Origin of the sequence: Limnobacter sp. (assembly GCF_036846585.1) — a bacterium.
GTDB lineage: Bacteria > Pseudomonadota > Gammaproteobacteria > Burkholderiales > Burkholderiaceae_B > Limnobacter.
The window spans coordinates 58835-81496 of the sequence record NZ_DAIUBR010000009.1 but is presented as its reverse complement, the minus strand read 5'-3'; the positions used below and the strand labels follow the sequence as shown (position 1 = coordinate 81496).

The 22662-nt window shown below is 53.7% G+C and carries 17 protein-coding genes; 15 read left to right on the top strand and 2 right to left on the bottom strand.

The genetic code is table 11. The features are described from left to right. Positions 1 to 93 precede the first annotated feature (93 nt). From V7028_RS06315 to zapE, 4 genes are all read left to right on the top strand, one after another. Positions 94 to 2952, top strand: a complete 2859-nt coding sequence (locus V7028_RS06315) for a 2-oxoglutarate dehydrogenase E1 component (RefSeq protein ID WP_334119242.1) — start codon at positions 94 to 96, stop codon at positions 2950 to 2952. Between the two features lie 68 nt (positions 2953 to 3020). Beyond that, on the top strand, positions 3021 to 4301 hold the full coding sequence (odhB, locus tag V7028_RS06310; RefSeq protein ID WP_334119241.1) for a 2-oxoglutarate dehydrogenase complex dihydrolipoyllysine-residue succinyltransferase: 1281 nt from the start codon (positions 3021 to 3023) through the stop codon (positions 4299 to 4301). 10 nt (positions 4302 to 4311) lie between these two features. Continuing rightward, positions 4312 to 5748 (top strand): dihydrolipoyl dehydrogenase, encoded by a 1437-nt coding sequence (gene lpdA, locus V7028_RS06305; RefSeq protein ID WP_334119240.1) that lies wholly within the window; start codon positions 4312 to 4314, stop codon positions 5746 to 5748. Positions 5749 to 5833: 85 nt separating this feature from the next. Further along, positions 5834 to 6925, top strand: a complete 1092-nt coding sequence (gene zapE, locus V7028_RS06300; protein WP_334119239.1) for a cell division protein ZapE — start codon at positions 5834 to 5836, stop codon at positions 6923 to 6925. Positions 6926 to 7038: 113 nt separating this feature from the next. Here the strand turns inward: zapE and V7028_RS06295 are convergent, their stop codons facing one another. Next, positions 7039 to 9414, bottom strand: coding sequence for a Tex family protein (locus V7028_RS06295; RefSeq protein ID WP_334119238.1), 2376 nt, complete (start codon positions 9412 to 9414; stop codon positions 7039 to 7041). 11 nt (positions 9415 to 9425) lie between these two features. Between V7028_RS06295 and V7028_RS06290 the strand changes: the two genes are divergently transcribed. From V7028_RS06290 to V7028_RS06280, 3 genes are all read left to right on the top strand, one after another. Next, complete coding sequence (locus V7028_RS06290) at positions 9426 to 9833, top strand: hypothetical protein (RefSeq protein WP_334119237.1); 408 nt, start codon at positions 9426 to 9428, stop codon at positions 9831 to 9833. A gap of 106 nt (positions 9834 to 9939) precedes the next feature. Continuing rightward, on the top strand, positions 9940 to 10149 hold the full coding sequence (locus tag V7028_RS06285; protein WP_257512765.1) for a YdcH family protein: 210 nt from the start codon (positions 9940 to 9942) through the stop codon (positions 10147 to 10149). A gap of 31 nt (positions 10150 to 10180) precedes the next feature. After that, on the top strand, positions 10181 to 12145 hold the full coding sequence (locus tag V7028_RS06280) for an ATP-dependent DNA helicase (RefSeq protein WP_334119236.1): 1965 nt from the start codon (positions 10181 to 10183) through the stop codon (positions 12143 to 12145). Positions 12146 to 12149: 4 nt separating this feature from the next. Here V7028_RS06280 and V7028_RS06275 read toward each other — a convergent pair whose 3' ends face one another. Further along, positions 12150 to 12998: an outer membrane protein assembly factor BamD gene (locus V7028_RS06275; RefSeq protein ID WP_334119235.1), complete on the bottom strand. Its 849-nt coding sequence runs from the start codon at positions 12996 to 12998 to the stop codon at positions 12150 to 12152. Between the two features lie 114 nt (positions 12999 to 13112). On the opposite strand from V7028_RS06275, the gene V7028_RS06270 reads away from it, so the two are divergent. The 8 genes from V7028_RS06270 (at position 13113) to V7028_RS06235 (ending at position 22623) form a co-directional block, all read left to right on the top strand. After that, positions 13113 to 14276, top strand: a complete 1164-nt coding sequence (locus tag V7028_RS06270; protein WP_334119234.1) for an RluA family pseudouridine synthase — start codon at positions 13113 to 13115, stop codon at positions 14274 to 14276. Beyond that, positions 14248 to 15081 carry a polyphenol oxidase family protein gene (locus tag V7028_RS06265; RefSeq protein ID WP_334119233.1) on the top strand — a complete coding sequence of 278 codons (834 nt, stop codon included), beginning with the start codon at positions 14248 to 14250 and terminating at the stop codon, positions 15079 to 15081. The genes V7028_RS06270 and V7028_RS06265 overlap by 29 nt, the downstream gene beginning before the upstream one ends. Before the next feature lie 353 nt (positions 15082 to 15434). Further along, positions 15435 to 17273 carry a PHA/PHB synthase family protein gene (locus V7028_RS06260; RefSeq protein WP_334119232.1) on the top strand — a complete coding sequence of 613 codons (1839 nt, stop codon included), beginning with the start codon at positions 15435 to 15437 and terminating at the stop codon, positions 17271 to 17273. 21 nt (positions 17274 to 17294) lie between these two features. Continuing rightward, a complete protein-coding gene (locus V7028_RS06255) occupies positions 17295 to 18473 on the top strand; it encodes an acetyl-CoA C-acetyltransferase (protein ID WP_334119231.1) in 1179 nt (392 codons plus the stop codon). A 27-nt stretch (positions 18474 to 18500) separates the two neighbouring features. Next, positions 18501 to 19244: an acetoacetyl-CoA reductase gene (gene phbB / locus V7028_RS06250; protein WP_334119230.1), complete on the top strand. Its 744-nt coding sequence runs from the start codon at positions 18501 to 18503 to the stop codon at positions 19242 to 19244. Between the two features lie 197 nt (positions 19245 to 19441). After that, positions 19442 to 20050 (top strand): polyhydroxyalkanoate synthesis repressor PhaR, encoded by a 609-nt coding sequence (gene phaR, locus V7028_RS06245; protein WP_334119229.1) that lies wholly within the window; start codon positions 19442 to 19444, stop codon positions 20048 to 20050. 9 nt (positions 20051 to 20059) lie between these two features. Further along, complete coding sequence (gene rimO, locus V7028_RS06240; RefSeq protein ID WP_334119228.1) at positions 20060 to 21421, top strand: 30S ribosomal protein S12 methylthiotransferase RimO; 1362 nt, start codon at positions 20060 to 20062, stop codon at positions 21419 to 21421. Between the two features lie 20 nt (positions 21422 to 21441). Further along, on the top strand, positions 21442 to 22623 hold the full coding sequence (locus V7028_RS06235) for an acetyl-CoA C-acyltransferase family protein (protein WP_334119227.1): 1182 nt from the start codon (positions 21442 to 21444) through the stop codon (positions 22621 to 22623). Positions 22624 to 22662 lie beyond the last annotated feature (39 nt).

The window sequence follows — 22662 nt, the reverse complement described above, 5'->3', positions numbered from 1 at the left end:
CGTGTGTAGGGATTCGGTCCGATGGCAATAGCCAAGGTCGAGTCCGAACCCCACATCTTTGAAACGAGAAACTCGGAAAAAGGTGAAGCGCAAATGATGCGATCATTTCAACAAAACTCGTATTTGTTCGGGGGCAATGCGCCCTATGTCGAAGAAATGTACGAGTCCTACCTGGACAACCCAGGCTCCGTGCCGGAAAAATGGCGCGCCTATTTTGACCAAATGCAAATGGTGCCTTCCGCTCACGGTGACGTGAACGAGAAAGACGTAGCCCATGCGCCGGTGGTTCAATCCTTTGCTCAACGTGCCAAGAAAGGCTTCATTCAGCCGCAGATTCATTCTGCTGACCTGGAAGTGGCCAAGAAACAGGTGCATGTACAGTCAATCGTGGCTGCATACCGCTTTCTGGGCTCACGTTTTGCTGATCTGGATCCGCTTAAGCGCCAGGAACGTCCAATTATTCCCGAGCTTGATCCTGCCTTCTACGGTTTGACTGAAGCGGACATGGACATCACGTTCTCCGCCACCAATACCTATTTCGGTCACGATCAAATGACCCTTCGCGACATTGTGAAGGCATTGCGCGACACCTATTGCCGCTCCATCGGCATTGAATACATGCACATTAGCGACCCCGCCCAGAAGCGCTGGTTGCAGGAACGCATGGAAACAAGCCTTGGAACCCCCCAGTTAAGTACACAGGAAAAACTGCACATTCTTGAGCGCCTTACCGCAGCAGAAGGTCTTGAGCGCTATTTGCACACACGTTATGTGGGCCAGAAGCGCTTTTCGCTGGAAGGTGGCGAGTCGTTTATCGCGTCACTGGATGAAGTAGTTCAACGTGCCGGTAAAGTCGGTGTTCAGGAAACCGTAATCGGCATGGCCCACCGTGGTCGGCTGAACGTGTTGGTGAACATTCTGGGCAAAAGCCCAAGCGTATTGTTTGAAGAATTTGAAGGCAAGCAAGCCGATGACCTGCCCGCCGGTGACGTGAAGTATCACCAGGGCTTTTCATCCGATGTGACCACCCCCGGTGGCCCCATGCACTTGTCTTTGGCGTTTAACCCGTCGCACCTTGAAATCGTCAACCCTGTTGTTGAAGGTTCTGTAAAGGCCCGTCAAGAACGCCGTGGCGACAAAGAAGGCCGCCAGGTTTTGCCAGTGCTGGTGCACGGTGATGCCGCGTTTGCCGGGCAGGGCGTTGTGATGGAAACCCTGAACCTGGTGCACACTCGCGGCTACGGCACGGGTGGCACGGTCCACGTCGTGATCAACAACCAGATTGGTTTCACAACATCTGACCCTCGCGACAGCCGCTCCACGCTGTACTGTTCAGACGTGGTCAAGATGATTGAAGCCCCCGTGTTTCACGTGAACGGCGACGACCCCGAGGCAGTTATTTTCGTAACCCAGCTTGCGCTTGATTTCCGCATGGAATTCCAGCAAGACGTGGTGATCGACATCGTGTGTTTCCGCAAACTGGGTCACAACGAACAGGACACCCCTGCCGTAACCCAGCCGCTGATGTACAAAACCATTGGCAAGCACCCCGGCACACGTGCTCTGTATGCCGAGCGTTTGGTAATGCAGGGTATTTTGAAAGAAGATGGTGCGGAAAAACTGATAGCCGACTTCCGTGCTGCCATGGACGAAGGCAAGCACAATCGTGCCGACCCCGTTCTGACCAACTACAAAAGCAAGTTTGCCGTGGACTGGTCGCCTTACCTGAACAAAAAGTGGACCGATGCTGCTGATACTTCGGTGCCAATTTCCGAAATCAAACGTTTGTCCGAACGCATCACCACCGTGCCAGACACCTTCAAGGTGCACCCGCTGGTGCAAAAAGTAATTGCTGACCGCGCAGCCATGGGGCAAGGTGAAACCTTGCTTGACTGGGGTATGGGCGAGCACCTGGCTTACGCCTCGCTGGTGTCTTCGGGTTATGCTGTTCGCATGACTGGTCAGGATTGCGGGCGTGGCACCTTCACGCACCGTCATGCAGTGCTGCACCATCAAGGTCGCGAAAAATGGAATGAGGGTACTTACATTCCCCTTGAAAATGTGTCGGAAGGTCAAGCGCCGTTCAACGTAATTGACTCCGTGTTGTCCGAAGAAGCTGTGCTCGGTTTTGAGTACGGTTACTCCACCGCAGAACCCAACACATTGGTTATCTGGGAAGCGCAGTTCGGTGACTTCGCCAACGGCGCGCAAGTAGTTATCGACCAGTTTATTTCCTCCGGTGAAGTGAAGTGGGGTCGCGCTTCCGGTTTGGTCATGATGTTGCCGCATGGCTACGAAGGCCAGGGCCCGGAACACTCTTCAGCGCGCATTGAACGCTATTTGCAGCTGTGTGCAGAAAACAATATGCAGGTGTGCCAGCCCACAACGCCAGCACAAATTTTCCACCTGCTGCGCCGCCAGATGATCCGCTTGTTCCGCAAGCCCCTGATCATCATGACGCCGAAGTCTTTGTTGCGTCACAAGGAAGCCACCTCTTCGCTGCAAGACTTGTCCAAGGGTCACTTTCAGACCGTCATTGGTGACCAGGGTGAACTGGAAGCCAGCAAGGTCAAGCGAGTAGTCCTTTGTTCCGGCCGTGTGTATTACGACCTGGTCTCCAGCCGTCGCGAGCGCAACATCAAGGATGTCGCGATCGTGCGTGTAGAACAGTTGTATCCATTCCCGCACAAGTCACTCAGCGCCGAATTGCGCAAGTACCCGAACATGACTGATGTGGTGTGGTGCCAGGACGAGCCACAAAACCAGGGCCCTTGGTTCCAGATTCAGCACAACGTTCTGGAAAACCTGTCGGATGGTCAACGCTTGGGGTATGCAGGCCGTCCGGCCTCTGCTTCCCCGGCAGTTGGCTACTATGCCAAGCACAACGAGCAGCAAAAAGCGCTGCTGGACGCTGCATTTGGCAAGCTCAAGGGTTTTGTGATCACAAAGTAAACACAGGAAGCGGGCTGGCCATGGTGGTCGCCCGCACTTGAACAAAGAATCAAAAAGGAAAATATTCCATGGCAATCGTAGACGTGGTCGTACCACAACTGTCCGAATCTGTCGCCGAAGCAACGTTGTTGAATTGGTATAAAAAACCCGGTGAAGCCGTTAAGCGCGATGAAAACCTGATAGACATTGAAACTGACAAGGTGGTACTTGAAGTGCCGGCACCCTTGGCTGGTGTCATTGTTGAAATTTTGTGTGAAGACGGCGCCACTGTGGTGGCGGGTCAGCTTTTGGCCAAAATTGACACCGAGGCAAGCGCTGGCGAAACACCTTCGGAAGTCAAACCTTCAACCCCGTCAGCGGCTGCGCCCGCAGCAGCACCGGCCGTGTCAGCCCCTTCAGGCCATGCCGATGGTTCAGTCGCCATGCCAGCCGCTGCCAAAATGATGGCTGAAAACAAGCTGAGTGCTGATCAAATCGCCGGTTCCGGCAAAGACGGCCGCATCACCAAAGGCGATGTAATCGGTACATTGAATGCACCTGCTGCGGCACCAGCCGCCAAGCCTGCTGCTGCACCTGCTCAGGCCGCCAAGCCTGTCAGCTTGTTGCCTGAAGTGAAAGCGCCGCTCGACCCTTCGACACTGATTGAAGGCCGTCCGGAACAGCGCGTGCCAATGAGCCGTTTGCGTGCACGCGTGGCAGAACGCCTGGTTCAATCGCAGCAAACCAATGCCATCCTCACTACGTTTAACGAAGTGAACATGAAGCCGGTCATGGACTTGCGCAACAAGTACAAAGACAAGTTCGAGAAAGAACATGGTGCCAAGCTGGGCTTCATGGGTTTCTTTGTGAAAGCGGCAGTGGCTGCCTTGAAAAAGTACCCAGTGTTGAACGCATCTGTAGACGGTAACGACATTGTTTACCATGGCTACTTCGACATCGGTATTGCCGTGGGTTCTCCCCGTGGTTTGGTGGTGCCCATTATTCGCAACGCCGATCAAATGAGCATTGCTGACATTGAAATGAAAATTTCGGAATTTGGCCAGAAGGCCAAAGACGGCAAGTTGACCCTTGACGACCTCACCGGCGGTACGTTCTCCATTTCCAACGGTGGTGTGTTCGGCTCCATGTTGTCCACACCCATTATCAACCCACCCCAGTCCGCAATTTTGGGCATTCACGCCACGAAAGAACGTGCAGTGGTTGAGAACGGCGAGATCGTGATTCGCCCCATGAATTACCTGGCCATGAGCTATGATCACCGCATTATTGACGGTCGTGAAGCGGTACTTGGCCTGGTTGCAATGAAGGAAGCCCTGGAAGACCCAGCACGCTTGCTGCTGGAACTGTAAGGGGATATTCATGAGCACACAATACGACGTTGTAGTAATTGGCGCGGGCCCCGGCGGTTACATCGCCGCGATTCGCGCGGGTCAGCTTGGCATGAAAGTGGCCTGTATCGAAGGCAATGCTTACGATGATCCAAAAGGTGAGCCACGTTTGGGCGGTACCTGCCTGAATGTGGGTTGTATTCCATCCAAGGCCTTGCTGGCATCTTCCGAAGAATTCGAGAAGATCCAGCACCACGTAGAAGACCACGGCATTTCCGTGACTGGCGCGAAAATGGATGTGGCCAAGATGGTCAAGCGCAAGGACGACATTGTTGCCAAAATGGTTGGCGGCATTCAGTACCTGTTCAAGAAAAACAAGGTCACCCAGATCAAGGGTTGGGCCAGTTTTTCCGGCAAGGTAGAGGGTGGTTTCGAACTCACCGTGAAAAGTGCTGCAGGTGAGGAAAAAGTCACTGCCAAGCAGGTGATCGTGGCCACAGGTTCCAAAGCCCGCCACTTGCCAGGCATCGCCGTTGACAACGAATTGGTATGCGACAACGAAGGTGCCTTGAAATTTGGTGCCGTGCCCAAGAAGCTGGGTGTTATTGGCGCGGGTGTGATCGGCCTGGAGCTGGGTTCTGTGTGGCGCCGTTTGGGCGCGGATGTCACGGTGCTTGAAGCCATGCCCAATTTCCTGGCTGCTTGCGACGAAGGCGTTGCCAAGGAAATGCAGAAAATCTTCACCAAGCAAGGTTTGAAGCTGAACATGGGTGTGAAGATTGCTGACGTAAAAGCCAGCAAGAAAGGCGTTTCCGTGGCGTACACCGATGCCGAGGGCAAAGACCAAAAGCTGGATTGCGACAGGTTGATCGTGTCGGTGGGCCGCGTGCCCAACACCGATGGTTTGAACCTGGAAGCCGTTGGCCTGAAAACCAACGACCGTGGCCAAATTGATGTGGATGCACACTGCCAAACATTGGTGGCTGGTATTTATGCAATTGGCGACGTGATCCGCGGTGCCATGCTGGCCCACAAAGCCGAAGAAGAAGGTGTGATGGTTGCGGAAATCATGGCGGGGCAAGCTGGCCACTGCAATTACGACACCATTCCCTGGGTTATTTATACTTCTCCTGAAGTGGCTTGGGTTGGTAAAACCGAGCAACAGTTGAAAGAAGAAGGCCGCAAATACAAGGCAGGACAGTTCCCGTTCATGGCCAATGGCCGTGCGTTGGGGCAGGGCGATTCCCAAGGCTTCGTGAAAGTGCTGGCCGATGCTACCACCGATGAAGTGCTGGGTGTTCACATCATCAACAGCCATGCGTCCGATCTGATTGCAGAAGCTGTGATGGCCATGGAATTCAAGGCTTCTTCTGAAGACATTGGCCGCATTTGTCATGCGCACCCCAGTTTGTCTGAAGTGGTGAAAGAAGCGGCTTTGGCCTGCGACAAGCGTCAACTGAACGGTTAATTTTTCGTTCAGTGCATTTTCCCCAAACGGCTGGTGAATTGCTTCATCGGCCGTTTCTGATTGAATTAAATCAAATCCCGCCATCGTGAACGTTCAGGACTATTACAAACAGATTTTGATTGAGCGTGGTTACCAGTCGGATGCGGCACAGCAAAAGGCTGTGGACCGCATGCAATTGTTTTACGACGAGTTTGTGGAATACAAAAAAGCACGCAGCAGCGTCATCAAGAAATTTTTGAATCGCCCGGCAGTGCCCAAAGGTCTTTATCTGTGGGGCGGGGTGGGGCGCGGCAAAAGCTTCTTGATGGATTGCTTTTACAATTCCGTAACTGTGCAGCGCAAGGTGCGTTTGCACTTCCATGAGTTCATGCGCGGAGTACATGCCGAGCTTGATGACCTGAAAGGTGTTCAAGATCCGCTTGACGAAGTGGCAGCCCGAATCGCCAAGCGCTACCGCCTGATTTGTTTTGATGAATTTCATGTCTCCGACATTGCCGATGCCATGATTCTGTATCGCCTGCTGGATGGCCTGTTTGCCAATGGCGTTACTTTCCTGATGACATCGAACTACAAACCTGATGACTTGTATCCGGATGGCTTGCATCGCGACCGCCTGTTGCCTGCCATTGCCTTGCTGAACAAGCAGCTGGATGTGATCAATGTGGATGTGGGTGTGGATTACCGCCGCCGCACACTTGAACAATTGAACACCTACCTGATGCCCCTTGATGCACAGGCCGACAGGCAACTGACGGAAGACTTCAACCGACTGGCGGAAATGGCTGACGAAGAAGCCGAGCTTCACATTGAATCACGCGTGATCAAGGCTGTTCGGCGCGCGGGTTCAGTGGTGTGGTTCGATTTCCCCACCTTGTGTGGTGGTCCGCGTTCACAAAATGATTACCTTGAAATTGCCAGCCAGTTTCAAACCGTGATTTTAAGCGGTGTGCCCAAGATGGGCGCCGGTATGGCTTCAGAAGCCCGCCGCTTCACCTGGCTGATTGATGTGCTGTACGACCACAAAGTGAAGCTGATTATGTCGGCAGCGGTTGAGCCTGAGGCGCTTTACACCGAAGGTGCAATGGCGCATGAGTTTTTCCGTACGGTCAGCCGCATTGTTGAAATGCAGTCGAAAGAGTATCTGGATTCGCCGAAACGAAATGCTGTTCGGCTGTGATGCGGTTCGCAGTACGCCACTCATTCTGCCTTGATCAAGTCGAATTCCCCGCATTGATACTGGCTCAGGGAATGCGACTTCGCAAATTCCATGTAAAGAACCAGGCATGCCGCTTACTTGCTTCCCTTCGCCTTCGCAAACGCAGCAGCAAACGCATTGTTCGCAAACCCTGCACCTTGTTGCGAACCCGAAGCCGCACCACCACCACGCCGATCGCCGCGAGAATTTCCTCGTGCGTCACCAGCCCTGTTGGCCTGAACCGGTCGCCCGGCATTCTGTCGTGGTGCTGCCTTGGGCACATCGTCTCCCATTTTCATGGTCAGTGAAATCCGTTTGCGGGGAATGTCCACCTCAAGCACTTTCACTTTCACAATCTGGCCAGTTTTAACCACGCTGTGCGGGTCTTTCACAAAGGTATTCGACAGGGCGGATACATGCACCAAACCATCCTGATGTACGCCAATGTCTACGAATGCGCCGAAGTTGGCCACGTTGGTCACCACGCCTTCCAGCGTCATGCCCGGCTTCAGGTCGGCCATGGTGTGTACTTTGTCGTCAAACTTTGCGGTTTTGAAACTGGGGCGCGGGTCGCGGCCCGGCTTTTCCAGTTCCACCAAAATGTCCTGCACGGTGGGCAAACCAAAGCGTTCGTCCACAAACTCAGTGGGTTTCATTTCCTTCAAAACCTCGCGGTTTCCCACCAGGCTGCCCACGGGCTTTTTGGCCTTGGCTGCCATTTTTTCCACCACAATGTAGGCTTCGGGGTGAACTGACGAGGCGTCCAGCGGATTTTCCGCACCATGAATACGCAGAAAGCCTGCGGCCTGCTCGAAGGTTTTGTCGCCAAGGCGCGGCACTTTGCGCAAATCCTCACGGCTTTTGAACTGACCATTGGTGTTACGGAATGTCACCAGTGCTTTTGCAACGGATGCATTCAAGCCGGAAACCCTTGACAACAATTGCTCTGAAGCGGTGTTCACTTCCACACCCACCGCGTTCACACAATCCTCCACCACTGCGTCCAAACGCCCACTTAGCTGGCGCTGGTCTACATCGTGCTGATACTGCCCCACGCCAATCGATTTTGGGTCGATTTTCACCAACTCGGCCAATGGGTCTTGCAAGCGGCGGGCAATTGAAACTGCACCGCGAATGCTCACGTCCAGTTCCGGCAATTCAGCCGAGGCCAAAGCGGAAGCAGAGTACACCGACGCACCGGCCTCACTTACCATCACGCGCGTGGCTTTCAGGTCTTTGTGCTGCGCAAGCAGGTCGGCTGCAAGTTGATCGGTTTCGCGGCTGGCTGTGCCGTTGCCAATTGCGATCAACTCGACATTGTGTTTCATACAAAGCGCCGCAAGCAATGCAATGGATTCATTCCATTGGCGGCGTGGTTCATGTGGGTAAATGGTGGCGTGTTCAACCACCTGTCCTGTGCTGTCGATTACGGCCACTTTCACGCCGGTTCGAATACCAGGGTCAAGGCCCATGGTTGCTTTACCGCCTGCGGGCGCGGCCAGCAGCAGGTCTTTCAGGTTTTTGCCGAACACGGAGATGGCTTCTGCTTGTGCTGCATCGCGCAGGGTGCCAATTACTTCGCTTTCCAGTGTGCTGGCTAGTTTGATTTTCCAGGTCCAGCGGCAGGTTTCGTTCAGGAATTTGCCACGTGGGCTGTCATCGCGTTCAATGCCGTGCAGGCGTGCAATCTCAGACTCAAAAGGGTGCGGCGCACGCGGGTTTTCCGCTTCCCACACCTCGGGCAAATCAACTTTCAATGTCAGGAAGCCTTGTTCGCGACCGCGCAGCATGGCCAGCATGCGGTGCGATGCTGTACTGGCCAGCGCTTCCTGATGTTCGAAATAATCCTGAAACTTGATGGCTTCAGCGGCTTTTTCAGGCACCACGGCAGCGCGAATTGCGCCTTCGCTGTTCAGGCGATTTCGCAGCAAGGCCAGCAAGGCGGCGTTCTCTGAAAACTGTTCCGCCAGAATATCGCGGGCACCGTCCAGTGCCGCCTTGGTGTCGTTGATCTGGTGCTCGGCGTTCAGGTACCCACCAGCCAATACCTCAGGCACTGCATTTTTATTTGCAAAAATTTCCTCTGCCAGGCCCTGTAAGCCAGCCTCGCGCGCAATTTGTGCACGGGTACGGCGTTTGGGTTTGTAGGGCAAGTAGAGGTCTTCCAGCGTTTGCTTGTTCTCGGCTTTTTCAATCGCGGTTTTCAATTCGGGTGTCAGTTTGCCCTGGCTTTCAATCGATTCCAGAATGCTGCTGCGCCGGTCTTCAAGTTCACGCAGGTACACAAGGCGTTCTTGCAGGTCGCGCAATACGGCGTCATCCAGCCCGCCGGTTGCTTCTTTGCGGTAACGTGCAATGAAGGGAACGGTCGAGCCTTCATCCAGCAAATCTACGGCAGCTTTGATTTGTGATTGTGCTGCGCCCAATTCTTGAGCCAACTGGGCGATAATTCGATTTCGAACAAGCGACATGGGTTTGGTCTATGAGTTTTCAAAGTAAGCAAGTCATTGTGCCACAGCTTGTGAAGTCCTTTCCCAAGTGGGTGTCGCGTGTACCCACCCTTGTTCTTTCTGTTTCCATGGTGTTTCTTGCCGCCTGCAGCACAGTACAACTTCAAGCGAATAAACCTACGCCGCCAGCAAACCTGGAAGAAGCCAGGACATATGTCGGGAATCGAGAGAAAAAGCTCGAGTATCTGGAATATGAGTTGAACGAACAGTCTCGCGCCTGTTACAAGAAGTTTTTTGTGTCCAGCTGCCTTGATGATGTGCGCCTGCAAGGCGCTGAAATTCGACGCGCCCACCTGGAAGTACAGGGGCAGGCAGAAGACTTGATCCGTTTGAACGATTACGCCCAGCGGCGCAGCAAGAACACCAGCCCCGGCAATTGACTACGCCATTAACCCGGGTGACCCCCTTGGGGTAGATTGTTTCCAGCCCCCTTATACTTGCGGCTACAATAGGCAATAACACTGAGCCGGTTCAATTTTTATATCCATGGTCCACACAGAAGACATCGAATCGATCAAACGCCGCATTGTTGAATTGCAAGTGGAGCACCGCGATCTGGATCAGATCATTGCCATGCTGACTGCGCAACCCGGTTTCGATCAGCTTCAAATTCGCAGACTGAAAAAGCGCAAGTTGCAGATCAAAGACTCGATCACCCTGTTGCAGATCCAGCTTGAACCGGACATTCCTGCTTAAACTTTTCTGCCTAAACGTATCCACGCCCTGCATGTTTGATTTTTCTGAACCCTTGAATGAGGCCTTTGCCCCCGGCGGCGCTTTGGCACGCCGCCTGGCCGGGTTCTCCGCACGCGAATCGCAAATTGAAATGGCGCAGGCCGTTGGGCAGGCCATTGAAAGCCAAACCGCATTGGTTGTGGAGGCGGGCACCGGCACGGGTAAAACCTTCGCGTACGTAGTCCCAGCTTTGTTGTCAGGGCGCCGTGTGTTGTTGTCCACGGCCACCAAAACTTTGCAGGACCAGCTTTTCACCAAAGACCTTCCCTTGGTGCGTGAAGCACTGGGCGTGCCTGTCAATGTCGCCCTGTTGAAGGGGCGACAGAATTATGTGTGTCACTTTCATCTTGAACGTGCCTTGAAAGAAGCGCGCCTGCCTTCCCCGCGTGAAGTGGATCACCTTCAAAAAGTCAAAGTGTTTGCTGGTCGCACCCGCACCGGTGACAGGGCTGATTGCGCTGGCGTGCCCGAAGATTCCGCAGTGTGGAGCTGGGTGACGTCCAACAAAGACAACTGCCTGGGTGGTGAATGCCCGAATGCGTCTGAATGTTTTGTGAACAAGGCACGTCGCGAAGCGCTGGACGCTGAAGTGGTTGTGGTGAATCACCACTTGTTTCTGGCCGATTTGGCCTTGAAAGAAGAAGGCATAGCCGAGCTTCTTCCCGCCTGCGATGTGATTGTTTTCGATGAAGCCCACCAGTTGCCCGACATTGCCACCAGCCTGTTGGGGCAAGCCATTTCCACGGCGCAATGTCAGGAATTTCTGCGTGATGTGTTGATCGAAGGTAGAACGTCGAGCGCCGATGCTGGCGATTGGGATGCTGTGTTGCGTCCCATGGAACTGGCACTGAAAGAAATTCGCCGCATTGTGGGCACAGAAATTGAGTCAGCACGTTTTACGCACGCACAATTTCTGGCCCTCAAGGGCGTGGCTGCTGTATGCGCTGATTTTGAAAGCCGGCTTGAAAGTTTGATCGAAATGATCAGCCCTTTGTCGGTGCGCAATGAATCGTGGGTAAAACTGATGGGGCGCGCAAGCGAGTTGTGCCTGCGCTGGCAAGACTGGTTTTCTCCGGCCACGGCGCAAGATGACGCGCAGTCGGTACGCTGGGTCAGCGTGTCCACCCACGTTGTGCAGTTCTGTGATTCACCGCTGGATGTGTCCAATGCATTTGCGAAGCTGTACGCTGAACAACCCAAGGCCTGGGTGTTCACCAGCGCCACATTGAGCATCAAGGAAAGCCTGCAACACTTCACCTTGCAGGTGGGGCTTGATGACTGCAAGCAATTGTTGCTGCCCAGCCCTTTTGATTATGAATCACAGGCCTTGCTGTGCGTGCCCGATAATCTGCCCTTTCCCAATGAACCGCAGTTCAGCAAAAAGCTGTGCGATGCTGTGTGGCCATTGTTGCAAGCCAGTGCGGGTGGGGTGTTTTTTCTGTGCACCAGCCACCGCGCTGTGAAGCAGGTGGGTGAATACCTGCGTGATCGAATTGAAAAAGACGAGTTGGACTGGAGCCTGCTGGTGCAGGGTGAGGCCTCAAGGGCGGAATTGCTTGAACAGTTCAGGGTGTTGAACAACCCGGTTCTGGTGGGGGCTGCCAGTTTTTGGGAAGGCGTGGACATTCGCGGTGAAGGCTTGCGATTGGTGATCATCGACAAGTTGCCATTTGCACCACCCGACGACCCGGTTTTTCAGGCCAAAAGCGAGTTGATTAAAAACCGCGGCGGCAATGCGTTCCAGGATTTGTCATTGCCCGACGCAGCGATTGCCTTGAAGCAGGGTGCGGGTCGCCTGATTCGTGATGAAACGGACTGGGGGGTTTTGTTGATAGGCGATCGCCGTCTGGTTGAAAAAGGTTACGGCAAGCTGCTGTGGCGCAGCCTGCCGCCGTTCAAGCGCACGCGAGAATTGAAGGTGGCGATTGAATTCATGACTGACAAGCGTCGCAAATGAAAAATCAGTCTTTCCAGACCTGCCACCACCTAGCTTGAACTTTATCCTTTTCAGGCAAGTCCATGTTCCAGTAAGGGCTGTCTTTGAAGTTCAGGTGGATCACGCGTTTGGTGTCTGTAGCCAAAGCCGCCATGTTCAACTTTTCATAACTGCGCAGGCTGATGAACAAGGCTTCTTCAATGGAAGGAGTTTGTTCAAACCGGCGAACCACTTCCTGTGCACGGTTTACAGCAGCCAGATAGGCGCCACGCTTGTAATAGTAACGGGCCACGTGCAATTCGTTCTGGGCCAATGCATTCACCAAATATTGCAAACGTGACTTGCTGTCATTGTAGTATTTGCTGTCGGGGAAGCGGGTGACCACTTCCTTGAAGGCATCAAAAGCAGCACGGGTGCCCTTTGGATCGCGCGCGCTTTGCTCTTCACCGGAAAGCAGCGCGAAAATACCCTTGTCTTCGTTGAAGCTGATCAAGCCGCGCAGGTAGTACACGTAGTCCAGGTTTTGATGGTTGGGGTACAGCTTGATAAAGCGGTCTGTTGCGGCCAAGGCCTGCGCATTGTCGCCCGACTTGTAATAAGCGAAGGCAGTGTCAATTTGCGCTTGCTGGGCAAAGCGGCCGTAGGGGTAACGTGCCTCCAGTTTTTCAAGCAGCTCGATGCCGCGTTCATAGTTGGCAGCGTCTATCTCGGCCTTGGCTTCTTCGTACAGGCGGGCAGGGCTCCAGCCCTCGGTTTCATCAAATTGTTTTGCAGAGCCGCATGCGGCCAGCGCGAAAACAAGCGCGGGGATCAGGAATAACTGCGATAATGTGCGCAACCAGGCGGTGCGCGGGGCCAGTGTGGTTTTGTTCATGTGATTTCGAAACCCGAAGTGTCCCTGTTTGATCATCAATGGTTTTCCATTATATCGGGCAAAGCCCTTGCCGCCCACCGGCGGTGTACCCAATTGAAAGATTCGATTTTAAATATGACGTCCCAAATTCTCGACGGCGCTGAAAGCGCACAACCCGATCAGCCCTTGCAAGCCAGGGTGCCCATGGAATTGGGAGGCTCACGTTTGGACAAAGTCATTGCTGAGTTGTTCCCGCAGTATTCCCGTTCCCGTCTGCAAGGGTGGTTAAAAGAGGAGCGGGTACTGGTCAACGGTGTGGCTGCAGCCAAGGGCAACCAAAAAGTGCAGGGCATGGACCGCATTGAACTAAGCCCTGGTGTGCTGGCCCATATGCAGGCGCTGGTTCCGGAAGACATGAACCTGGACATTGTGGCCCGCACCGATGAATACACGGTGGTCAACAAACAGGCAGGGCTGGTGGTGCACCCCGCGCCCGGGCACTGGACTGGCACCTTGATGAACGGCCTGTACCACCTTGACCCTGAACTGATCCATGTGCCCCGCGCAGGCATTGTTCACCGGCTTGACGCCGACACCACCGGCCTGATGGTAGTGGCCCGCACCCAGGAAACCCAGGTGAAGCTGGTGCAAATGCTGCAAGCCCGTATTGTGAAGCGTGTGTATTTGGCCATGGTGTGGGGCCGCATTGCCAACCCGTTGACCGTGAACAACCCGCTTGGGCGCGACCCACGTAATCGCTTGCGCATGGCTGTGGTGGATCACGGCAAACCAGCCGTTACCCACTTCACGCCAGTGGCTTTTGGTGAATTGCTGGAAGTGCCGGTTACCTTGATGGTGTGTCGCCTTGAAACTGGCCGCACGCACCAAATTCGCGTGCATGCCCAACACGCGGGCTTTGCGCTGGTGGCTGACCCTGTTTATAAAATCAAGGGTGCAGGCAGTCATTCAGCGCTGCGGCTTTCATCGATCGAACTGCCAAATGGCGAAAACTTTGAACGACAGGCCCTACATGCCACGCACCTCAGCTTTCCTGATCCGGCGTATTTTCATGTGCAAGGTGACGATGAAGCAGCCGAGGACTGGGATGAAAGTCTGGGCAATCACGAGTGGCCTGAATATGTAGCCAAGGCGCCGCAAGACCTGCGTTTGCTGGGTGAAATGGCAGGAATCGATTTCCATTCAGACGAAGTGGAAGACGCGGTACTGGAGGAAGCGCACCAGCACAAGGCTTCCGTACTGGTGCGTTTTGATGAAGATGACCTCGACGAACTTGAATAAAACAATTCCACTTTCGAACATCGGTCCGCAATGGGCGGGTGTGAAAGTGGCTGTCACTGAAACCGGCTTTCGGGAAGGCAGTACAACGCCGTTTTCTTTTGGTTTCAATTTGGGAACGCATGTGGGTGATGTATTGGCAGACGTGCAAGGTCGCCGTAATGCATTGCAAACCCATGTGGGTGCGCCAATTGCCTGGTTAAACCAGGTGCATGGGTGTGAAGTGTTTTCCATCACAAACTTGGTCAATCCGATTGCCAATCCCGATCCAAATCCCCCGAATGCCGATGCTTGCCTAAGTACCCGCAGCGATGTGGCCTTGGCCATCATGACCGCCGATTGCCTGCCTGTGCTGTTCGCGGCAATCGATGTTTCTGGCAAGGTGGTGGGCGTTGCTGCTGCCCATGCCGGTTGGCGTGGTTTGCATGCCGGGGTTTTGCAAGCCTGTGCAAATGCATTGGTGCAGGCGTGTGCCGTGCCCGCAGTTCAGATAAAGGCATGGATAGGGCCAGCCATTGGCCCAGAGTCGTTTGAAGTGGGGCAAGAGGTATTGGATGCGTTTGTTCAACAAAATGCCTTGAATGCGGCCTGCTTCAAGCTTGGCCTGTCTTGCGGCAAATACCTGGCTGATATTTATGCTTTGGCCCGCATTGCCTTAAACGGCGCGGGTGTTGCCAACGTGGAAGGCGGCGGGTTGGACACCCTCACGGATTCACGCTGGTTTTCTCATCGGCGGGGTCAGCGGCAGGGGGTACCTTCGGGGCGTTTTGCAACGCTGATTCGGCTTCTTCCTTCGCAAGCCGTTTGATCCGTCTTGATTTCGTGCCCAGCAAATACACCAATACTGAACAGGGCAATGCGCCATAGAACAGAAAGGTGACCACGCCAGCCACGAAATTTGTTTCGGTGGCCGCCATCAACGTGACCACATACATCCAGCCAATCGGAACAATGTACATCTTTGCTAACTCTGGTGTGAAGCGAATACACTGGAGATGTTGCATGATTTTTGACCCTTCTGAAAACTGTCAGGGCCAGAGAGGTAAAATTATTTGACAAGTTAAAATGTTGCGGTGCACAATATAAGAAAGGCCGGTGAGCCACGGTGTGCGAAGTTGTGTTCAAGTGAACCCGGCAAGAGCGCCCTCAAAGGAGAGGAAGGTGAACAAACAAATTCCAGACTTCAACGAAGTCTTTGGACAGATTTTGCCTGTCGCAGAACAAATGCAACAGCAAATGCAATCGCAGTTTCAGCAAGCTTTGGGCGCGTTTGGCCAATTCAGTCAATTGCCCGCGTTGCAATCAATCGCGCCAATTCAAAACGCAACCATGGGGGCCATTCAGCCTTTCATGAATTCTGTCATGGGGGCTTGCCAAGCCACGCTTGGTCAAATCCCGGTGCATTCCCTGGGTCAAATTCAAACCGAATACGCGGCAGAATTGTCGGCCCTTTTTGCCTCAGCTTTTGCCCATCTGCCCAACACGGAAGGAAAGCCCACCCTACCTGTATCGCTTGACGCCTGGATTCAGGGCGACAAGCGTTTTGCTGCCCCCGATTGGCACGATCACGGTGTATATGAGTTCACCGCCGCCATGTATTCACTGAATGCGCGTTTCACCAAGCGGGTTGTTGATCTGGTGCCCGACGACAGTCCTGAAAAGCGCAAGGTGGAATACGCTGTGGAACAGCTGGTTGATGCACTAAGCCCGGCGAATTTTTTCGTAACCAATCCCGAAGCGCAAAAGAAGTTGCTTGAAACCAAAGGTGAAAGCCTGACGCAGGCGATTCAAAACCTGATGACCGACATGCAGAAGGGCCGCATTTCCCAAACGGATGAAAGCGCTTTTGAGGTGGGCGTGAATGTGGCCACCACCCCCGGGCATGTGGTGTATGAATGCGAGTATTTTCAACTGCTGCAATACAAACCCACTACAGAAAAAGTCGGCAAGCAGCCCATGCTGTTTGTGCCGCCTTGCATCAACAAGTACTACATTCTCGATTTGCAGCCAGACAATTCGCTGGTGAATTATGTGGTCAGCCAAGGGCACACCCTGTTCCTGGTTTCGTGGAAAAACCCGACTGATGCAGAAGGTCATTTCTGTTGGGATGGTTACGTTGAAGAGGGCGTGATCAAGGCCATTGAGGTCACCAAAGCCATTTCCAAACAACCCAAACTCAATGTGCTGGGTTTCTGCGTGGGTGGCACGCTGCTGGCCACTGCACTGTCAACCTTGGTCAACCGTGGCGACGACAGCGTGAACAGTGTGACGTTTTTGACCACCCTGCTTGATTTCACCGACACGGGTGCGCTGGGCGTATTTGTGGATGAAGAACAGGTAAAAGCCCGCGAGGAAAGCCTTGGCAAGGGCGGTGTGATGCTCGGCAAAGATTTGTCCAGTGCTTTTTCATCACTACGCCCCAACGACCTGATCTGGAACTACGTGGTGAACAATTACCTGAAAGGCGAGAAGCCACCCGTATTCGACTTGTTGTACTGGAACAGCGACAGCACCAACCTTGCAGGCCCCATGTTCGCTTGGTATTTGCGCAACGCCTACCTTGAAAACAAGGTGTGCCAGCCCGGCAAAGCGGTGGTATGTGGCACGCCGGTAGACCTGGGTTTGATCGATGTGCCGGTTTACATATTGGCCACCCGTGAAGACCACATTGTTCCGTGGACCAGTGCCTTTCAAACCAGCCACCTGGTCAGCGGCGACGTGCGCTTTTTGCTGGGTGCCAGTGGGCACATTGCCGGTGTGATCAACCCGGCCAGCAAGAACAAACGAAACTATTGGGTGTGTGAAGGTGAAATTCCCGACACACCTGAACAATGGTTTAAAAAAGCCAAGGAAGTACCGGGCAGTTGGTGGAGCGACTGGGCGCAATGGCTCGAACCCATGAAAGGTGGCGAGGTAAAAGCCCCAGCGAAACCGGGCAATGCCAAATACAAACCGATTGAGCCTGCGCCTGGACGATATGTGAAACAGCGCGTTGTATGAAAACTGAAAAGGAGAGTTGACATGACTGAAGTGGTAATTGTTGCTGCGGGTCGTACCGCACTGGGTAAGTTTGGTGGATCGCTTGCCAAAATTTCCGCCCCTGAACTGGGTGCCCATGTAATCAAGGGCTTGCTGGAAAAAACGGGCGTGAAGGGTGAACAGATTTCTGAAGTAATTTTGGGGCAGGTGTTGACTGCAGGTTCAGGCCAGAACCCGGCGCGCCAGTCTGTCATCAAGGCGGGCTTGCCCAATACCGTACCGGCACTGACGATCAACAAGGTGTGCGGTTCCGGTTTGAAGGCTGTGATGCTGGGCGCGCAGGCCATTGCGTGTGGCGATGCTGAAATTGTGATCGCAGGTGGTCAGGAAAACATGAGCGCTGCACCCCACGTGATGATGGGCAGCCGAGATGGTTTCCGCATGGGCGATGCCAAGCTGGTGGACAGCATGATCGTCGATGGCCTGTGGGACGTGTACAACCAGTACCACATGGGCATTACTGCTGAAAATGTGGCTGAAAAGTACGGTATCAACCGTGCTGAGCAAGATGAATTTGCAGTGAAAAGCCAGAACAAGGCCGAGGCCGCAATCAAGGCCGGCCGGTTTAAAGACGAGATTTTTCCGTTGAGCATTCCACAGCGCAAGGGCGACCCTGTGGTGTTTGATACCGACGAATTCCCCCGCCTGGGCGCCACGCTGGACAACATGACCGCGTTGAAGCCCGCATTCAAGAAAGATGGCAGCGTGACTGCAGCCAATGCTTCGGGTTTGAACGATGGCGCCGCTGCCGTGATGCTGATGAGTGCCGCCAAGGCCAAAGAATTGGGCTTGCCCGTGTTGGCCACAATTCAAGCATACGCCAGTGCTGGTCTGGACCCCACCATCATGGGCATGGGCCCTGTGCCAGCGTCCACAAAGTGTTTGGAGAAAGCCGGTTGGAAGCCCGCTGATCTGGATTTGATGGAAATCAACGAGGCCTTCGCCGCGCAAGCCTGTGCAGTGAACAAGGAAATGGGTTGGGATACTTCCAAAATCAATGTGAACGGTGGTGCAATTGCTTTGGGCCACCCCATTGGTGCATCAGGTTGCCGCGTGCTGGTAAGTTTGATCCATGAAATGAACAAGCGCGATGCCAGGAAAGGTTTGGCCTCGTTGTGTATTGGTGGTGGCATGGGTGTGGCTTTGGCTGTGTCGCGATAATTTTAAAAGAGAGGAAGGATGTCAATCATGAGTGAACCAAAAGTAGCGTACGTGACCGGTGGTATGGGCGGCATTGGTACAGCCATTTGCAAGAAGCTGTGCGAGTCTGGCTACCGCGTGATCGCGGGTTGTGGCCCCAATTCACCGCGCAAGGAAAAGTGGCTGGGTGAAATGCGCAGTGCAGGCTACGAGGTGTACGCCAGTGAAGGCAACGTGGCCGATTGGGACAGCACGGTTACTGCGTTCGAGAAGGTACGTGCCGAGCATGGCACCGTGTCCATTCTGGTGAACAATGCGGGCATTACCCGCGATGGCACGTTTGTCAAAATGAGCCGCGACGATTGGTCTGCTGTGATCGACACCAACCTGAACTCTTTGTTCAACGTCACCAAGCAGGTGATCGGTGGCATGATCGAGCAGGGCTTTGGCCGCATCATCAACATTTCATCGGTAAATGGCCAGAAGGGTCAGTTTGGCCAAACCAACTACTCCACAGCCAAGGCCGGTTTGCGTGGCTTCACCATGGCACTGGCGCAGGAAGTGGCTGCCAAGGGCGTGACGGTGAACACGGTTTCCCCCGGTTACATTGGCACAGACATGGTTCGCGCCATTCGCCCTGATGTGCTGGAAAAAATTGTGAATACCATTCCAGTGAAGCGTTTGGGTACGCCTGAGGAAATCGCTTCAATTTGCGCCTGGCTGGCGTCGGAAGACTCTGGTTTCTCGACCGGTGCCGACTTCTCGCTTAACGGTGGCCTTCACATGGGCTAATGCTTGGTACATTTTCGGCGACCAAGCGCCAAAAAGACGGTATGATGTTGCACTGCACGTTGAAAAGCGTGCAGTGCTTTGTTTTTTGTAAGTGCTTGTTTGTGCAAGATTGTTTGTAATGGCAGTGCACCTGCAACCAGACCGTTCACCCACGCAGGTGCGGCGGCGTATAACACCACAAAAAAGAGATGAGAGGCATGGCTGACGCAATACGACTGATCAAGAAATACCCGAACCGCCGTTTGTACGATACCCAAACCAGCAGTTACATCACCTTGGGCGATGTGAAGCAATTGGTGTTGGAAAACGAAGGCTTCCAGGTGGTGGATGCGAAAAGTGCTGAAGATTTGACCCGCAGCATTTTGCTTCAGATCATTCTGGAAGAGGAAACCGTGGGCGTGCCCATTTTCACTTCTCCCATGCTTTCGCAGATCATTCGTTTTTACGGCAATGCCATGCAAGGCATCATGGGCACGTTTCTGGAAAAGAATTTGCAAGCGTTCATGGACATCCAGAACAGCTTTCAAGATCAAGGCAAAAACGTGGGCGATGGCAGTCAGTTCGCCAACCCTGAATTGTGGTCACAGTTCATGAGTGTGCAAACGCCCGTCATTCAAAGCATGATGAGCAACTACATCGAACAAAGCAAAAACATGTTTGTGCAAATGCAGGACCAGTTTCAAAACCAGACCCGCAGCATGTTCACAAACTTCAAGTTTCCAAACCCGGGCGAATTTCCCGGCATGCCTGGCATGCCCGGTATGCCAAGTGCGGGTAAAGACAAACCGGACCCTACGAAAAAGTAACACCTGAATATGCAAGACGACACCTTTTCTGCCAAGCGCCCACCGAGTGTGGGCTTTGTTTCTTTGGGTTGCCCAAAGGCCCTTGTGGATTCCGAGCGAATTCTGACCCAATTGAAGGTAGAGGGGTACAACGTGTCCGCTTCCTATGAGGGGGCGGACCTTATTGTTGTAAACACCTGTGGTTTCATCGACAGTGCCGTGCAAGAAAGCCTGGACGCGATTGGCGAAGCCATGCATGCCAACGGAAAGGTGATCGTAACGGGTTGCCTGGGTGCCAAGAACGGCAACGAAGGCAAGGAACTGATTACTAGTTTGCACCCCAAAGTGCTGGCTGTAACTGGCCCGCATGCCACCGAAGAAGTGATGCAGGCGGTGCACATTCACCTGCCAAAACCGCACGACCCATTCATTGATTTGGTGCCCGACCATGGCGTTAAATTGACACCCAAGCACTACGCCTATTTGAAAATATCGGAAGGCTGTAACCACCGTTGCACTTTTTGCATTATTCCGAGCATGCGTGGCGATTTGGTGTCGCGCCCAATTGGCGAAGTAATACGTGAAGCAGAAAGTCTGAAAAAATCGGGCGTGAAAGAATTGCTGGTGGTAAGCCAAGACACCTCCGCGTATGGCGTCGACTTGAAATACCGCACCGACTTTGTCAATGGCCGCCCTGTAAAAACCCAGTTTCAGCAACTGGCTGAAGAATTGGGCGAGTTGGGTATTTGGGTGCGCATGCACTATGTGTACCCATACCCCCATGTAGACCGCGTGGTGCCGCTGATGGCCGAAGGCAAAATTTTGCCTTACCTGGATATTCCTTTTCAGCATTCACACCCCGATGTGTTGAAGCGCATGAAGCGCCCCGCCAGCGGCGAGCGCAACATTGAACGCATTCGTGCATGGCGCGATACCTGCCCCGACATCACCTTGCGCAGTACCTTCATCACCGGTTTCCCCGGTGAAACCGAAGATGAATTCAAGCACCTGCTCGACTTCATCGAAGAGGCGCAACTTGACCGTGTAGGTGTGTTTGCCTATTCACCAGTCGACGGTGCGGTGGCCAATGAACTGGACAACCCTGTGCCGGAAGAAGTGAAAGAAGAGCGCCGCGCGCGCCTTATGGCGCTGCAGGAAAAAATTTCACTAAGCCGCAACGAAGCGAAGTTGGGCAAAGTGATGCAAGTGTTGGTCGACGAAACCGACGAAGAGGGCATTGTGGCGCGCAGCAAAGCCGATGCCCCGGAAATTGACGGCAATGTGTTCATACCCATGCCTGAAAACCCAGCTCAGAAGCCTAAGCCGGGAGATTTTATCAATGTGCTGATTGATGATTGCGACGAGCACGACCTGTGGGGCCAAATCGTTTAATAAAAAATGGAGATAGAGCAATGACACGTGAAGTTGTGGTTGTAGCCGGTGTACGTACCGCAGTAGGTGACTTTGGTGGAAGTTTGAAAGACTTTTCCCCAACGCAGTTGGGCGCCATGGTTGTGAAAGAAGTGGTTGCACGCGCAGGTATAAGCGCCGACCAAGTGGGCCATGTGGTGTTCGGCCATGTGGTGAATTCCGAGCCACGCGACATGTACTTGTCTCGCGTAGCAGCCATTGAAGGCGGCCTGGACAAATCCACGCCAGCCCTTACGCTGAACCGCTTGTGTGGTTCTGGCCTGCAAGCAATTGTTACCGCCGCGCAAAGCATTATGCTGGGCGACACCGATGTGGCCATTGGTGGCGGTGCCGAAAGCATGAGCAAAGCCCCTTACATTTTGCCCGCCGCCCGCTGGGGCGCACGCATGGGCGACATGAAAGGCATCGACATGATGGTGGGTGCATTGCACGACCCATTCCATGTAATCCACATGGGCGTGACCGCCGAAAACGTGGCCAAAGAATTCAATGTAAGTCGCGAAGACCAAGACAACCTGGCTGTTGAAAGCCACAAGCGTGCAGCCAACGCCATTGCCAAAGGCTATTTCAAAGAGCAGATTCTGCCGATTGAAGTGAAAACCCGCAAAGGCGTGGTGATGTTTGACACTGACGAACACGTTCGTGGTGATGTAACCGTAGAAGGCATGGGCAAACTGAAAACCGTGTTTCAGAAAGACGGCACCGTAACGGCTGGCAATGCATCGGGTTTGAACGATGGTGCAGGCGCTGTGCTGTTGATGGAACGTGGCGCAGCTGAAAAGGCTGGCATGAAACCCATGGCGCGCCTGGTGGCTTATGCCAACACGGGTGTTGAGCCTACCATCATGGGCATTGGCCCAGTGTCTGCCACCAAGAAAGCCTTGGCAAAAGCCGGCTTGAAAATTGAAGACATGGACGTGATTGAAGCCAACGAAGCGTTTGCTGCACAGGCTTGTGCTGTGACCAAAGAATTGGGCATGGATCCCGCCAAGGTCAACCCCAATGGTTCAGGTATTTCAATCGGCCACCCCATTGGTGCCACAGGTGCAATTATTACCGTGAAGGCTTTGTATGAATTGCAGCGCGTTCAGGGGCGTTATGCATTGGTGACCATGTGTATTGGTGGTGGTCAGGGTATTGCGGCGATTTTTGAGCGGATGTAAAACAGAATTTAAATTCGCTTATTAAAAAATTTGCGGCAT